General features: G+C 63.8%; 13 protein-coding genes. 8 read left to right on the top strand and 5 right to left on the bottom strand.

The window, feature by feature from the left end:
- Window positions 1-15 precede the first annotated feature (15 nt).
- The 8 genes from ACO550_RS23650 (at window position 16) to yddG (ending at window position 9,399) form a co-directional block, all read left to right on the top strand.
- Window positions 16-846 (top strand): NAD(P)-dependent oxidoreductase, encoded by an 831-nt coding sequence (locus ACO550_RS23650; protein WP_315595883.1) that lies wholly within the window; start codon window positions 16-18, stop codon window positions 844-846.
- A 60-nt stretch (window positions 847-906) separates the two neighbouring features.
- Window positions 907-1,968: a porin gene (locus tag ACO550_RS23655; protein ID WP_315595884.1), complete on the top strand. Its 1,062-nt coding sequence runs from the start codon at window positions 907-909 to the stop codon at window positions 1,966-1,968.
- 102 nt (window positions 1,969-2,070) lie between these two features.
- Window positions 2,071-4,524: a beta-glucosidase gene (locus ACO550_RS23660; RefSeq protein ID WP_315595885.1), complete on the top strand. Its 2,454-nt coding sequence runs from the start codon at window positions 2,071-2,073 to the stop codon at window positions 4,522-4,524.
- A 79-nt stretch (window positions 4,525-4,603) separates the two neighbouring features.
- Window positions 4,604-5,491: an SMP-30/gluconolactonase/LRE family protein gene (locus tag ACO550_RS23665; RefSeq protein WP_315595886.1), complete on the top strand. Its 888-nt coding sequence runs from the start codon at window positions 4,604-4,606 to the stop codon at window positions 5,489-5,491.
- 45 nt (window positions 5,492-5,536) lie between these two features.
- A complete protein-coding gene (locus tag ACO550_RS23670; protein ID WP_485994968.1) occupies window positions 5,537-6,541 on the top strand; it encodes a TRAP transporter substrate-binding protein in 1,005 nt (334 codons plus the stop codon).
- Between the two features lie 29 nt (window positions 6,542-6,570).
- Complete coding sequence (locus tag ACO550_RS23675; protein WP_315595887.1) at window positions 6,571-7,143, top strand: TRAP transporter small permease; 573 nt, start codon at window positions 6,571-6,573, stop codon at window positions 7,141-7,143.
- Window positions 7,134-8,417: a TRAP transporter large permease subunit gene (locus ACO550_RS23680; protein ID WP_315595888.1), complete on the top strand. Its 1,284-nt coding sequence runs from the start codon at window positions 7,134-7,136 to the stop codon at window positions 8,415-8,417. The genes ACO550_RS23675 and ACO550_RS23680 overlap by 10 nt, the downstream gene beginning before the upstream one ends.
- A 97-nt stretch (window positions 8,418-8,514) precedes the next feature.
- Window positions 8,515-9,399, top strand: a complete 885-nt coding sequence (gene yddG, locus ACO550_RS23685; RefSeq protein ID WP_315595889.1) for an aromatic amino acid DMT transporter YddG — start codon at window positions 8,515-8,517, stop codon at window positions 9,397-9,399.
- Here the strand turns inward: yddG and ACO550_RS23690 are convergent, their stop codons facing one another.
- From ACO550_RS23690 to ACO550_RS23710, 5 genes are read right to left on the bottom strand one after another with little or no spacing between them, the layout of a single operon-like run.
- Window positions 9,400-9,984, bottom strand: a complete 585-nt coding sequence (locus ACO550_RS23690; protein ID WP_315595890.1) for a glycerol-3-phosphate responsive antiterminator — start codon at window positions 9,982-9,984, stop codon at window positions 9,400-9,402.
- 5 nt (window positions 9,985-9,989) lie between these two features.
- Window positions 9,990-11,543 carry an FAD-binding protein gene (locus ACO550_RS23695; protein ID WP_315595891.1) on the bottom strand — a complete coding sequence of 518 codons (1,554 nt, stop codon included), beginning with the start codon at window positions 11,541-11,543 and terminating at the stop codon, window positions 9,990-9,992.
- On the bottom strand, window positions 11,540-13,219 hold the full coding sequence (locus ACO550_RS23700; RefSeq protein ID WP_315595892.1) for an FAD-dependent oxidoreductase: 1,680 nt from the start codon (window positions 13,217-13,219) through the stop codon (window positions 11,540-11,542). Before ACO550_RS23700 ends, ACO550_RS23695 begins: the two co-directional genes overlap by 4 nt.
- A 22-nt stretch (window positions 13,220-13,241) precedes the next feature.
- Window positions 13,242-14,762: an FGGY family carbohydrate kinase gene (locus ACO550_RS23705; protein WP_315595893.1), complete on the bottom strand. Its 1,521-nt coding sequence runs from the start codon at window positions 14,760-14,762 to the stop codon at window positions 13,242-13,244.
- A gap of 3 nt (window positions 14,763-14,765) precedes the next feature.
- Entirely contained in the window at window positions 14,766-16,220 is a 1,455-nt protein-coding gene (locus tag ACO550_RS23710; RefSeq protein WP_315595894.1) for an MFS transporter, read from the bottom strand.
- Window positions 16,221-16,241: the final 21 nt, after the last annotated feature.

Below are 16,241 nucleotides of genomic sequence, written 5' to 3' on the forward strand. Positions count from 1 at the left end.
GGACATGCCGCCTTCATGAGCACATTGATGATGAGTGAAAAAAGAGTTGCGTTGAGTGGTGCTGCGGGGAATCTCGGGAAGATCTTGCGCAAGCGCCTGCCGGAGCAGGGCTACCACCTGCGGTCGGCCGGAGGAAAGTCGCCGCTGGTTCCTGGCTATCCCGGTGAAGATCTCACCCATGGTGATCTTCGCAATCCGGAGGTCGTGGACCAGTTGCTCAAGGGTATGGACGTGCTGGTCCATATGGCTGGCACAAGCGTTGAGCGTCCGCTGCAGGAGATCATCGAAAACAACCTGATTGCGCTGCGTGAAGTCTATGACGGCGCGCGTCGCCATGGCGTCAAGCGCGTGATCTTCGCCAGCTCCAATCACGCCTTCGGCATGCATTCGGTCGACACCAAGCTGCGCGGCAATGCTGCCTACCGGCCGGATGGCTTCTATGGCCTGTCGAAGATGTGGGGCGAAGGCATGGCCCGGATGTACTGGGACAAGCACGGCATCGAATCTGTTTGCGTGCGCATCGGCAGCGGCTCCGACGAGCCACCCACCAACCGGCGGCAGCTAAGCACGTGGTTGGGCGAGGCGGACCTGGTCCAGCTCATCTGCCGCGCCATCGATGCGCCTTCCACCGGTTACGCTGAGGTCTGGGGCATCTCGAACAACACGCGCGCGTTCTACGACATCGCCGAAGAGAACGCGATCGGGTACCTGCCCGCGCTGAATGCAGAAGCATGGGCGCCCCAGGTCGAACACATTCCCCCGCACGCTGACCCGACCGCATCACTGTTTCAAGGCGGAGCGTTTGTCATCGAGGACTACACATTGCCCACGAGCCCGCGCGCATAAGTAGTTAGTCAGCAAAACCCATAACAAGACTTACAACACTTCAGGACGGAGACCACAAAAATGAAGCGAGCCATTGCGCCCGTTGTCACCGCTGTTGCCATCGCAGCCGCCGGTGCAGCGTTACCTGCCCACGCGCAGTCGAATGTCACGCTCTACGGCATTGTCGACACCACGATCCGCTACACCACCAATGAAAGCGCAGCCGGCAACGGCAAGTTGCAGATGACTGACGGCGTGCTGACCGGCAGCCGTTGGGGCATGTATGGCGTAGAGGACTTGGGCCGCGGCTACCAGGCGTTGTTCGTACTCGAATCGGGCTTCTCGCCTGATGCCGGACAGAGCCTGCAAGGCAACCGCCTGTTCGGACGCAAGGCGTATGTCGGGCTGCAAGGCGACTTCGGCACCGTCACGCTGGGCCGGCAGTTCACGGTCATTCACGAAGTCATCGCCAGCTATGACGCGATGGCGCTGGCCAACTTGTCCATCGTGGGCTTCCAGGGTGGCAACTACACGGGTGGCGTGCGTCAGGACAATATGATCAAGTACGCCGGCAAGTTCGGCGGCTTCACCGTTGCCGCACAGCACGCGTTCGGCGAGCAACCGGGCAGCGTTGCCCGATCGTCTTCAACCGGTGGCAGCCTGACCTATGCGGCAGGGCCGTTCATGGTGGCGGGTGGTTACCAGATCATGAAGGACACCACGAGCTACTACGGTGTGACTGTCCCGAACAGCGATCAAAAGGTCTGGACACTTGGTGGCACGTACACCGCTGGTCCTGCAACGATCTACCTCGGCTACACGAACAGCAACGTCGACAACGCGGGCTACAAGAACCAGGCCGGCTACCTCGGCGCAAAGTACGCGTTCAACCAGGCATGGTCGATGATCGCGATGGGCACCTACGACCACCTGAAGCATGGCAATGACTCGGGCAATCGCTTCACCGGCGCCCTGATGCTCGACTATGCATTCAGCAAGCGGACCGACGTTTATCTCGAAGCCGACTACACGACGCTGACCGATGCCTGGCGCACGCTGGGTGCGCAATCGACATTCCAGACCCCGTTCTACGGCCACGGCAGCCGCGTGGGCGTGATGGCCGGTCTGCGACACAAGTTCTGACGATACCGCGCATCACTGCAGGACAAGAGTAGTTGCTGTGCATGGTCGCGCGGGACCCTCCGCGCGACCACAAAAAACTATACCTGGGACAGGAGACAAACAATGAAGGGACGCTTGAACACCAAGGGCCTCAAATATGCCGCCATCGCATCCGCGGCGCTTGCCGCGCTGATTGCCGGTTGCGGTGGGGGAGACGACAACGCGTCGGGAAGTGGCGCGCAACCCGGCACAGTCACACCGTCGTCGCTTCCCTGGATGGACAAGTCGCTCCCGCCTGAACAGCGCGCGCAATTGCTGGTGTCGGCGATGACGCTGCAGCAGAAGGAACAGCAACTGGTCGGCAATACGCCTGGCATCGTGCCCGAGCTGCCGAACTGCTACGGCGCCCGCCATGTCAGCGGTATTCCGGCGCTGGCCATTCCCACGCTTCGGGTGACCAACGGGCCCGTTGGCATCGGGCAGAACGACTGCGTGGACGCATCGTTGGCAAACAATACCGCCAATGCCACGGCCGCATACACTCACTCGTCGTCGGCCAAGGCCACTGCGCTGCCGTCGGCAATTGCCATGGCGGCATCGTTCGATCCGCAAGTGGCAACCGATTTCGGCGATGTTATCGGCACGGAAGGCAATAACCTCGCCTTGCACGTCTTCGAAGCCCCCGGTGTGAACCTCGCGCGTACACCGGGCCTCGGCCGCAACTTTGAATATTTTGGCGAGGATCCATACCTGACCGGCGTGATGGCCGTGGCGGAAATCAATGCCGTGCAGGGTCGTGGCCTGATTGCCATGGCCAAGCACTTCGCGGCCAACGAGCAGGAAACCAACCGGATGAGCATGAACACCGTGGTTGACGACCAGGTGCTGCACGAGCTCTATCTGTTGCCGTTTGAAATGGCGGTCAAGGACGGCAACGTGGCGTCCGTCATGTGCTCATACAACTCGCTCAATGGCGCCCAGGCTTGCGAGAACAAGCACCTGCTGACGGATATCCTGCGCGGACAGTGGGGCTTCAAGGGCTATGTCCAGTCCGACTTCTTTGCAGTGAAGTCGACCGTGCCCCCGTTGCTCGCCGGACTGGATCACCTGATGCCGACGCCGGCCCAGTGGTCTCCCGCCTTGCTGGACGCGGCCCTGGCGGCCGGCTCCATCAAGACATCGGACATCGATACCGCACTGAAGCGTCGCTACGCACAGATGTTCCGCCTGGGCATCTTTGACCGGAAGCTTGTTCAAACGCCAATCGACTATGCGGCTGGCGGTGCCAAGGCAAAGTCGATTGGTGCGCGCTCCACCGTGCTTCTGCAGAACAACAACCAGACCCTGCCGTTCGCAGCATCGGTTGCCAACGTGGTGCTCGTCGGCAAGGCAACGCAGGTCTATGCGCAGCAAGCGGTGGCGGGTGGCGTGATGGTTGGCAAGCCCATGGGCGGCGGTGGCGGAAGTTCGGATGTGGTGCCGAACTACACGGTGGCGCCGGTGGACGGCATTAAGAATGTCCTCAAGACGCTGGGCAATTCCGGCGCCACGGTCAAGCTGGTTCTTATCGATGATGCGAACCAGACCGCCACGATTGACGGTACCGCAACCACCTACGCGTCTGCGTTGAGCGCAGCCGCTGCCGCGGATGCGGTTGTGGTGATGGCAGGCACCATTGCCGAAGAGGGTGCCGACCGCGCTTCGTATGCCGATTCGACGGGGACGACCTTGGCCAAGCTGGGCAATGATCTTGACTGGTACGTCGCCAAGCCGAACACACTCTCCACGGCTGCAGCCAACCAGGCTGGGAACAGCAATACGGCGGCGATGATCACTGATCTGCTGGCGACCGCTTCCACCACCCCCAAGGCGATGGCTGCCAAGACGGCGCTGGTGCTCAAGGACAACGCCAGCGTACCGCTGGACCCGCTCTGGGTTGGCGCGTCGGGCCCGGCAATCCTCGAAGCCTGGTTCCCTGGGCAGGAGGACGGCGACATCGTTGCCGAGGCGCTGTTCGGCGTGACGAATCCGTCCGGCAAGCTGCCTGTCACGTTCCCTCTCAAGGGTCAGAGCTTCATGGACAGCATCACGGCGAGCCAGTTCCCGGGCGTGATGAACAATGGTGTTCCGACGGTGACCTACTCGGAAGGGCTGAACATCGGGTACCGGTGGTACGACGCGAACAGCGTTGCACCGGCCTTCCCGTTCGGTCACGGCCTGTCGTACACCACATTCGCGTTGACGTCGCCAAACGTGTCGTCGGCCGGCGCGAAGTACTCGGTTTCCGTCAATGTGAAGAACACCGGCAGCATGCGCGGTTCCGAGGTGGTCCAGGTCTACTTGTCAGTGCCGGTTGCCGGCCAACCGCCGAAGCGCCTGGTTGGCTTCCAGAAGGTGGACCTGGCTCCTGGCGCCGCACAGAACGTGACCGTCACGATCGACCCTGCGGGCAGCAGCCATCCACTCAGCGTTTGGGACAAGACCGCACAGTCCTTTGTGATTCCGAGCGGAAACTTCACTGCCTACGTTGGCAACTCTTCCGGCAACCTCCAGGTTGCGGGTTCATTCAGCCGCTAGTAGCTAGCAGTGAGGCGCGGCGGTACGCCGTCGCGCCGCGGTCCGAGGCACAAGGATGATTTGCAAGGGAGAGAAGACCATGATCGAGACCTGCGAACGGGTAGGAGAGGTTCGCTGCGGTGTCGGCGAAAGTCCGGTCTGGCATGCCGGTGAAGCGGCGCTGTACTGGACCGACATTCCGAACCGCACCCTGTGGCGCTTCGATCCATCGAATGGCGCGACAGATCACTGGACCATCCCGCAGATGGCGGGGTGCATGGCCATGACCGCCAACGGCGGCTGGTTGCTGGCCATGGAAAGCGGCCTGTTCCGCATCGGCAGGTTGCAACCGGGCAGCGCGGCCACGCTGCCTCATCACGTTGCGCACGTGCAGCATAGTCGCGATGGCATGCGCTTCAATGACGGCCGCTGCGATCGCCAGGGGCGCTTCTGGGCCGGGACGATGGTGATGGACATGTCGCTGGCTGCGACCGACGGCAAGCTTTATCGGTACGACGCACGTCGTGGCACGTTCGACGTGCTGCGCGAGGAGATGATCACGCCGAACGGCATGGCATTCAGCCCTGATGGCCGGACGATGTATCTCTCCGACTCGCATCCGTCCCGCCAGGCAGTCTGGGCGTACGACTATGACACCGACACCGGTACGCCGTCCAACGCGCGCCTGTTCATCGACATGAAAGCCCATCCGGGCCGGCCCGACGGCGCTGCCGTCGACGAAGACGGCTGCTACTGGATTTGCGGCAACGATGCGGGGTTGGTACACCGGTTCACGCCGGATGGACGTCTTGACCGCAGCCTGGCCGTGCCCTTCGCCAAGCCGGCGATGTGCGCATTCGGAGGCAGCGCACTGGACACGCTGTTCGTGACGTCGATCTTCACTGACGACAGCGACCCCATGTCGGGCGCAGTGGTCGCATTGCGCCCTGGCGTGCGCGGGACAGAGGAGCCCGTGTTTGCGGAATGACTGCGCCCGCTACGCAGAATACTTATTAGATCTGGAGGCAATAACATGTTTGTGCATCGTTTTACCCGTACCCATACCCGTACCCGTATGGCCACGCTGTTGGCGGCCCTCACAACGGCACTGGCGCTGCCGGGCGTAGCCCAGGCCGTGGAGTTCCGTTCTTCCGACGGCCAGCCCGACGACTATCCGACGGTTCAGGCCGTGCGCCATATGAGCGATCTGCTCAAGCAACGCTCAAACGGAAAGATGTCCATCAAGGTGTTCTCGCAAGGAGCGCTCGGCAGCGAAAAGGATGCGATCGAGCAGACCAAGATCGGCGCACTGTCGATGGTGCGAGTGAACTCGGCCGCGATGAACAACATCTGCGAGGCGACCATCGTGCCTACGATGCCGTTCCTGTTCCGCTCCACCGAACATATGCGCCACGTGCTGGATGGGCAGGTGGGCGACGACATCCTGAAGTCGTGTGAGAAGAGCGGCTTTATCGGCCTGGCCTGGTACGACAGCGGTTCGCGCTCGATGTACACCACGAAACGACCGGTCCGGTCGCTGGCCGACGTCAAGGGCATGAAGATCCGTGTGCAGCAGTCAGACCTGTGGGTATCGCTGCTCGAAACCATGCACGCGAACGCCACCCCGATGCCTTGGGGCGAGGTCTATACCGGCCTGAAGACTGGCCTCGTTGATGGTGCCGAAAACAACTGGCCCAGCTACGAAAGCTCGCGCCAGTTCGAGGTGGCCAAGTACTACTCGCTGACTGAGCATTCGATGGCTCCCGAAATCCTGATGTTCTCGAAGGTCGCCTGGGACCGCCTCTCGAAAGACGACCAGGCCATGATTCGCCAGGCTGCAAAAGACTCGGTGCCCTACATGCGCAAGCTGTGGGATGAACGGGAGCAGAAGTCGCGCAAGATCGTGGAAGCTGCGGGTGTGCAGGTAATCCAGGTCGACAAGGCATCGTTCCAGGCTGCGATGCGGCCCGTGTACGACCGCTTCATCACCAGCGCGCAAATGAAAGACCTCGTACGCCGTACGCAGGAAACGAAGTAAGCCGTTCGGTCGTAACGAGGGAATTCATTATGCTTTCGCCATCCCCAACGCCGGTCCACCCGGCGAAGGGTGTGCGCGGTGACGCCGTCGAGGTGCCTGCCGTGCATGCCAGTCTCTACACGCGCTTCTGTGCCAGCCTGGCCCGTGGTTGTCTCGGGCTTGGAATCTTTGGGCTGGTGCTGCTCGTCATCGCGGTGCTTTACCAGGTTTTTGGCCGCTATGTGCTCAATGACACGCCGACCTGGGCGGAATCTGTCGCCATGCTGTTGGTCTTGTACGTGACCATGTTCGGCACCGCTGTGGGCGTGCGCGACTCTGGGCATATTGGCCTGGAGTCGTTGCTGATCCTGCTGCCAGAGCGGCTGCGCACCAAGCTCGAAATCCTGATTCATGCACTGGTGGGCGCGTTCGGCGCGGTGATGGCCTACAACTGCGCATTCCTGGCGCTGTCCGTCGCTGATTACAAGCTACCCACGCTCGGTATCTCGGAAGGCTGGCGCTACCTGCCGCCGGTTATCGCGGGCGTGCTTATCGTGCTGTTTTCTATTGAACACATCATTGCAGTGCTGAAAGGCACGGAAGTGGAGCCGGCATGGCACTGATCATTCTTACCGTCTGCTTCTTCGGGTTCCTGATCCTCGGGGTACCCGTCGCGTTTGCAATTGGCCTGTCAGCCGTGGCTACCATCCTCTACGAAGGCCTGCCGCTGGCCGTGGTGTTCCAGCAGATGACCTCGGGCATGAACGCGTTCTCGTTCCTGGCCATCCCGTTCTTCATCTTTGCGGGCGAACTGATGCTGTACGGTGGCATCGCCGAGCGCATCGTCAACTTCGCGAAATCAATGGCCGGGCATGTGCGCGGCGGCCTGGGCATGTCCAACGTGGTGGCGTGTACGCTGTTCGGTGGCGTGTCGGGCTCGCCGGTGGCCGACGTATCGGCGATGGGCGCGGTGATGATCCCGATGATGAAGCGCGAGGGCTATCACGCAGACTACGCGGTCAACGTGACCACGCATGCAGCACTGGTGGGCGCGCTGATGCCGACCAGCCATAACATGATCATCTTTACGCTGGCCGCCGGTGGAAAGGTATCGATTGCCGCGCTGATCCTGGCCGGTGTGCTGCCGGCGCTGATCCTGACCATCTGCAACCTGGCTGCCGCGTACTTCGTGGCACGCAGCCGTGGGTATCCGGCTGGCAAATTCCCCGGTTGGGAAATCGTTGGGCATTCGCTGGCTGCGGCACTGCCGGGTCTGTTCGTAGTGGTATTGATCCTCGCCGGCATTCTGTCGGGTGTGTTCACCGCTACCGAATCGGCTGCGGTGGCGGTGCTGTATGCGCTGACGCTGACGGTGTTCCTCTATCGCTCACTGACCAGGGAACAGTTCATCAAGGCCGCGGCCAAGGCGGTGAAGACCACCGGCGTGGTGCTGCTGCTGATCGGCATCTCGGCGACCTTCGGCTACATGATCAGCCTGTACGGCGTGGCCGAACTGACTGGCCAGTTCCTGGGTTCGGTATCGACCAGTCCGTGGATGATCTTCCTGATGGTGAACCTGCTGCTATTCGTTCTGGGCACGTTCCTGGACATGGCGGCGACCATCCTGATCTGCACGCCGATCTTCCTGCCGATCTGCATGCACTACGGCATGAGCCCGGTGCAGTTCGGCATGCTGATGATCATCAACTGCGCACTGGGTTTGAATACGCCGCCCGTAGGTACCACGCAGTTCGTTGGTTGCGCCATCGGCGGCGTGTCGGTGGGGCAGGTCATGAAGACCATCTGGCCGTTCTATGGCGCGCTGCTCGCGGCGTTGCTGCTGGTGACCTATGTGCCGGCATTCTCGCTGTGGTTGCCGGACCTGCTGTTGAAGTGAGCTGGGAGCAAAGACGATAAGGATCGATGTGCGAGCCCCGAGCGAGTAAAGTACGGCCCGTCTCGTTCTTATCGGTAGTTCCACCCAAATGGCAGTCATGCAAGGAAAACAGGCAACGCTGATCGGGCTTGTGGCGGTGCTCCTCTGGAGTTCGATTATCGGCCTGATCCGCGGCGTCAGCGAAAGCTTCGGCGCCACAGGCGGGGCGGCCCTGATGTACTCGGTCGCCTCGGTCCTGCTCTGGATCTCGGTGGGGCCTGTGCGGTTAAAGGCGCTGCCGGCGTCTTATCGCATCTGGGGCAGCCTGCTGTTTGTATCGTACGAACTGTGCCTGTCGCTGTCGATCGGCTACGCCAACAGCGGCCGGCAGGCCATCGAAGTCGGCATGGTCAACTACCTATGGCCAACGTTTACGATGCTGGCCGCCATCCTGTTCAACCGTCAGCGGGCCAACTGGCTGATCGTGCCTGGTGCCCTGGTGGCCATTCTGGGTATCTGTACGGTACTGGGCGGCGATCAAGGGCTCGACCTGAAGGGCATGGCGGCGAATGTGCGCGACAACCCGCTCAGCTATGGCCTGGCCTTTGCGGGTGCAATCATCTGGGCGGCCTACTGCACGGTGACAGCGCGGATCGCCCAGGGCAAGAACGCCGTCACGCTGTTCTTCATCCTGACCGCGCTCGCGTTATGGGCCAAGTACCTGTTCACGGGCAGCGAGGCCATCGCATTCAGCATGACTGGCGTGATCTACCTGGCCTTGGCTGCCTGCGCGATGGGCTTCGGCTATGCGGCGTGGAACGTGGGCATCCTGCACGGCAACGTGACGGTGCTCGCCGGTGCCTCGTACTTCATTCCAGTGGTCTCGGCTGCCCTGGCCGCAGCGCTGCTGCATGCGCCGTTGTCCCTGGCGTTCTGGAAGGGCGCGGCGATGGTAGTTGCGGGTTCGATTCTTTGCTGGCTCGCGACGCGTGGCAAGCGCTAGCTAGGCCTTCAGCACCTTCGCTTCCAGGTTCCAGAGCTTGCGGTCGCTGGTGGAGATGGCCACCGCGCCATGCGCGATGGCGCTGCGAATATCGTCCTGGTTGCAGACGAAACCCGACGTGACGATGGGCGGCAGTGCCTTGCGGTCGGCCTCGGGCAGGTGTGACAGCATGGGCGCCGGCATCAGTTGCACCAGGTTCGGATCGCTTTGTTCCAACGCCTTGACGCTGCGTGGCCAGGTGGAGCGATCGGTCACGAAGACCTTCTGCATGGTCACCATGCCAGCGCGGTTCGCGCGCTGGATGGTGGCCACGCGCGTCGATACCAGGCTGGTCACGCCGATATCGGCCAGGTACTCGACGCCGCCCTTGTCCTGCGACAGCCCTTCGCAACTGTCGATATTGACGATCACATACTTGCCGGCTTTCGTCAGCATGGCAATCACGGGCTGCAGGCGGCGCAGCTCCACGTTGGCCACGATCGAGACTTCCGCCTCGCTGTCGATAATGGCTTCGACCTGTTCCACGCCATAGAGCGTGGCGATCACCGGGTGTCGTGTCAGGCGGGCGCCGAGAGACCTGTCCATAGGGCTTACTTCGTGGCTTCGTGGGTCAGCGCGTCCGAAAGGCCGAGCTTGCCCGGATTGAGGATGTTCTGCGGATCGAGCGCCCGCTTGACCGCCACCAGCACCGGAAATGCCGTGTCGAGCGACGGTGCCATGTATGGCGCACGCAGCAGGCCGATGCCATGATGGTGGCTCAGCGCAGCATTGTATTGGATCAGCACCGCGTTGGCGGCATCCCAGGCGGCGCGATACCAGCGCTGGCGGTCTTCCACGGCCACGTCCCCGCGCAGTGAGAAGTACAGGCAGGCGCCGTCGACATAGGCGTGCGACTGGTGTGCCGATCCGGCCAGCGTGCCCGGCACGGCGTTGATCGCCGCCACCACGTCGGTATAGATCGCAGCCAGGTCGCCCCACGGCCCGGCCATTTCCAACGTATCGGCCACGAAGCCGGGGCTGCGCTTGAAGCCTTCGGCGCTCTTGCCGGTCAGGTAGCGCGTGTCGAGCCAGCGTTCGAAGATTGCATCGCCGTCGAGCTTGTCGCCCAGCTCCGCGCAGGTCCGTTCGCTGATGGCCATCACGGCCTCGACCATCTCTTGCGCCCCTTCGTCGGCCACCAGCAGCACGTTGGTCTCAGGCAGGCCGAACTGCACGCCGCTTTCCAGCTCGTCGTACAGGCGCAGCGCGGCCGGGTTGGCGCCGCGCTGCATGATCTGGCGGCACGCTTCGAGGCCAATGGCGAAGGTCTTGAAGCCATAGGCGATGGCGCGGCCATAGTCGGGCAGGCGGTGCAGCTTCAGGCGAACGCGCACGATCACGCCGAGCGTGCCTTCCGAGCCGATGAACATCTGCATCAGGTCCGGTCCCAGTGCCGCGCGCGGATAGCCGCCCACCGTGACCAGGCTGCCATCTGCCAGCACCACATCCATGCCGACCGTCATGTCCTCGATCTTGCCGTAGCGCGTGGACAACTGGCCCGCGCCCCGGCAGGCTACCCAGCCGCCCACCGTGCTGATGGCGTACGACGACGGCCAGTGGCCCATCGTCATGCCGTGTTCGTGCTGGATGATCTGCTCGAAGACATCGCCGAACATGCCCGCTTCCACTTCGACGATCTGGCTTTCCTTGTCGAAGGCAAGGAAGCGGTTCAGCTCGCAGACGTCGAGTACGATGCCGCCGCGCACCGGCAGGGCCGCGCCGGTTACGTTGCTGCGGCCCGCGGATACGGTCACTGGAATCGCGCCGGCATGGGCGATGCGCATCACGGCCTGGATCTGCTCCACCGTCGATGCGCGTACGATCACGCCGCGCGGCGTGGCCGGGCGGCCGCCGGTTTCGGTCATCATCGATCCGGCCCACCAGTCGCGCGTCCATTTCACGACGTCGCCGGTGGCCGTCAGCACTTCGTCGGCGGCATGGCGCAAGGCGTCGATGGTGGCGGCGTCAATGGCCACGGCATCGCGCTGCAAGCCCGCCGTGTCAGGCGTTTCGGCGATGCTGGCCGCGAAGTGGGGCGGCGTGTGCTGGCCCACGAGATAGTTGCCGCGGTTGTAACCGCGCTTGATGGCTTCCTTGCTGATCATGCTGCTTCTCCCATAAGGACGGATTTTTCGAGGGCGACAGCGGCCAGATATTCGCTGACCTGCTGCGCGGCGGCCTGCGCGGACAACCCGAGCTCGGCCTGGAGGATCTGGGCCACGCGCGGCGCGGCCTGTGCGGATGCATCGCGTGCCATCAGGCGGGCGCGGATGCGGCGTGAAAGGATGTCGTCGACCGTGCCGGCCAGCTCGTGCCGTACGGCGTAGACGATTTCGGCTTCGGTGTGCGGCAGGCCGTCGACGATGGGCCGCGCCAGTGCGGGATTGGCCTGCAGGATGTCGCTGACGAAACGCGCCTCGGTGCCATAGCGTTCGCCAAGATGCGCCGACATGCCGCCCGATGCGACGATGGCCTGCGGGTCGTAGCCTGCCGCACCCAGCAGGTAGGCCGACTTTGTGCGGCATTTCGCGCGCTTGCCGATCACCCGCTGCGCTGCGTCGATGGTCTGTTCGGCCATATGGCGCGACGTGGTCAGCTTGCCGCCGACAATCGTGACCAGGCCATCGCCCGCCACGTGGATCTCGTGGTTGCGCTTGATCTCCAGCGTCTTGCCGCCGGGCGGGGCCACCAGCGGCCGGCAGCCGGCGATGCTGCCCACCACGTCTTCGGGCTGCAGGTCGGTCTTGAGCGCCGACCGTGCGCCTTCAAGCAGGAAGTCCAGCTCTTGACGCGTGCACATCACGTTGTCCAGGTCGCCGTCGTAATCCTCGTCGGTGGTGCCCAGGTACGAGACGTTGCCCCAGCGCGTGATGGTGGCGCGGCGGCTGCGGCCGGGTACCGGAATCGTTACGGTGCAGTCGTTGCGGATCTTGAGCCAGGGAATGGCCACATGCACGCCCTTGGCCGGTCGGACATGCAGTGTCTTGTCTTCGCCTTTCTTGCGTCCGGTCCAGTCGCGCAGCCAGACGCCGGTGGCCATGACGACCACACCTGCCCGAACGCGGATCTCGCGGCCATCGGCTTCCACGATGGCCCCGTCGACCTTGCCCTGCGCGTTGCGTGTGATCTCGGCCACGCGGGCGTGGTTGACCACGGCCGCACCGTGAAACGCTGCCGTGCGGGCGATGTTCAACGTCAGCCGCGCATCGTCCACGCGCGCGTCGAAGTACAGGAAGCCGCCCTTCAGGTGTTCCTCGTTGAACGTGGGGCAGTGCGACAGCACCTCGGCCTTGGTGAGCTTCTGGTGCAGGATGCCCTCGCGCCAGCCGCCGGCAAGGTCATACGTCCACAGCAGGCCTTCGAAGGCCTTGGCCAGGCGCTGGTCGAATACGCCGTCGCGTTCCATGACAGGAAACAGGAAGGGCAGGCGCTGCACCAGGTGCCGGGCGTTGCGCCGCAGCCGCTGGCGCTCCAGCAGCGAATGGCGTACCAGGCCCAGGTTGCCCTGTTCGATATAACGCAGGCCGCCATGGACCATCTTCGACGACTTCGAGGAGGTACCCGACGCGAAATCGCTCTTCTCGACCAGGGCCACGCGATAGCCGCGCAGGGCGGCGTCCAGCGCCGCGTAGGCGCCCGTGACGCCACCGCCGACAATCAGGATGTCGAAGGTATCGGACGCCAGGCGGTCCAGTTGTTCGGTACGCACCAGCCGAAGCGGATCGGTGCGGGTCATGGCGGCACGTTCGCGGTTGGCACCGCGGAATGGCAGAACCATCATGTTGCTTGCTTCTCCTGACGGGTCAGTGCGTGGCAAACGCCTGCACATGGTTGAGTTCCGAAGCCACGCGGGCATGCCACAGGGCACGCCGTTCGGCGCGTTCGTCGGCACCGACGCGCGGCACGAATACTGCGTCCGGTTCGGTCGTGGTGCGCGCCTGGTCGAGCGAATCCCATAGCAGACCGGATGCCCCGGCCAGCCACGCAATGCCGCGCAGGCTGGCGCGGTCCGTTTCCTGCATGCGATGGATCGGCAGGCCGGTCAGGTCGGCCTGCATCTGCAGCAGCGTGTCGCTGCCCGACAACCCGCCGCCCACCACCAGCTCGGTCACTGGAATGCCGGCAATATCGCGGTTGGCGTCGATGCACGAGGCCACCGAGTGGGCGATGCCTTCGAGGATGGCGTGTGCAATCTCGGCCTGCGTGGTGGCCATCGACACACCGTTCAGCGCGGCACGCGCCTCGGGCTGCATCTGCGGCACGCGCAGGCCGGTCAGCGCCGGAATAAAGGTGACGCCACGCGACGATGGCACGGTGGCGGCCAGCGTGCTGATCTGCTTCGCATTGTCAAACCAGTGCAGCTTGTCGCAGACCCAGTTCAGTGCCGATCCCGTGGTGGCGACGAACGTCTCGACCGAAAAATGCGAGACGTCCTTGCAGCGCCGCGCCGTCATGGTCAGCGTGCTGTCCGATTGGCCGCTGCGGGCAGGCAGGTTTGGCCCGAGCACGAGGTCAACGAAGCTGCCGGTGCCGTGCAGGCACATCGACTGGCCGGCATCGAGGCAGCCCAGGCCGATGGCACCGGCGAGCTGGTCGCCGGCACAGGCCAGGATCGGCACGTCGATGCCGAGCAGGTCGGCGCGCGTGCGACCGAAGTCATCGGCATCCTGGCGCAGCTCGGGCAGCAGCTCCGGCGGAAAGTCGAGCGCTTCGATCCATTCCGTCAGGTAGCGGTGTTCGCCCAGCACATAGGCACTGCACGATGTGGCGTTGGTCGGCGTGGTCACGCACGCTCGCTGCGTGGACAGGTGCCAGAGCAGCCAGCTATCGACGGTACCGAAGGCCAGCCGGCGCGCGCGCCAGGCCTCGGCAACGGCCGGTGTGTCGCGCAGGTGCCGGGCCGCCCACAGATAGGGCGAGCGCACGCCAGCGGGCCGGCCCACGCGGGTGCGCAGGCGCGGGTCCCAGGTGGGGGCAAGCTGATCCAGATCGTGGGCATAGCGGGTGTCCTGCCAGACCATGGCCGGCACCAGTGCATGTCCGGTTTGCGTGTCCCACAGCACGCCGGTCGCGCGCTGCGTGGCCACGGCCAACGCGACAACGCGCAGGCCCTGCATGGCCGCCTGCGCCAGCGTGTCGCGGCAGACGTCGAGGGTCTTTTCCAGCAGCACGTTGGCGTCCTGCTCGACTACGCCGGGGCGCGGCGAGTCGACCTGCAGCGTGGTATAGGCCAGGCAGGACACATGACCATCGGCGGCCACGACCGCGGCCCGTGTGCCGGACGTGCCCTCGTCGATGGCGAGGATGACGTTCCTGTTTTGCATGGATTACTTCTCGGTGGCGGGGTGCATGAAGCCGGCGCTGTCGCGCGCGTCGCCACGGAACTGCGGCGCATCAGCTTCGTTGTCGGGATGAACGGCCGTGCGCGTGGGGTCCCAGAGGATCATGAAGCAGATGATGCTGGCCACCAACGGCACGACGGAAAGGATCAGGAAGGTGGTTTCGAGCCCATAGCGGGCACGGAACAGCGGAAAGACCAGCAGGCCCAGCGCGGCGCCGATCGCGCCCAGCGCGCCGATCACGCCATTGGCGCCGGCGCGCAGTTCACTGCGGAACGACAGCGACGACAGGCTCTTGCCGTTGGCGCCCGGGCCGCCCGAGTGGAACAGGATGAACAGCGACGGCACGACCACGGCCACCCACGTCGGCATCTTGCCGTTGAACAGGCCCAAGGTCAGCAGCATAAGGAACACGGCCGCGAAGCCGAACGCCGATGCCCGGCGCAGGCCGAGCTTGCGTCCGATGAGTGGCGACAGGAAGCCGCCGAAGATGCCGCAGACGTTGAATACCAGCGCGCCAATCGTGGCGTAGACAAAGTCCTTGCCGAACAGTGCGGCACTGATCAGGGGCAGGTACCAGCCGATGCCGAAGTACTGGATCGACTGGCCTATCTGCACCGTGGCCGCCAGGATCGTGCGCGGCAGGTAGATGCCACGGAAGATCAGCAGTACGTTGGCCAGGCCACGCCGGGCCAGGTTGGTGACGGGAATGCGCTCGGCTGGCGGCGCGGCTTCGAACGGGCGGCCGTAGATGCGCGTCATGGCTTGTGCGGCGGCCTCCAGGCGTTCCTTGCGCGCCAGCCACGTGGGGCTTTCCACCAGGAACAGCGCCTGCAGCAGCAGGATGCCGACGCCAAACACGGCGGTGGCCGCCACGGAGTAGCGCCAGATCGTATCGCCGACATTCCACGAATAGAACAGCAGCGCGAGAAGCAGGTTCAGGCAGACGGCCGTGTACCACATGCCTTGCCAGGTGTTGAGGCGGCTCTTGAGCTTGACCGGCGTGAACTCGGCCAGCACCGCCATCGCAATCGCAAAGTCGATACCGTACGCGGCGCCGACAAAGAAGCGACCCAACAGGATGGCGTTGAAATCGGGAGCGAAGACCACGATCAGGGCGCCCGTGACGGCGAACACCTTGGCCAGGATCAGCGGCCTGACACGGCCCCAGCGATCGGCCATCCAGCCGCCGATCGGGTTGAAGGCGATGGCGACCCACGACGCGAACGACGTCAGCAACGCCACCTGCGCCGGTTCGAGTTGCAGGTTGCGCGTCATGGGCCCGAGGCCGGCGCTAAGTGCGGAATTGGAGAATGCGTCGAGAAACAGTCCACCGAGGGCCAGCCACCAGATGACGCCGGCGCGGCCGCGAATGCCAGGACAGGAATCTATGAAGGCGATGACATCGTCGATGCCACGTATCTTGATGGCAGGGGTTTGCACTGCGGTCTCCTTTTTTTAGTT

Source organism: Cupriavidus sp., assembly GCF_057315035.1.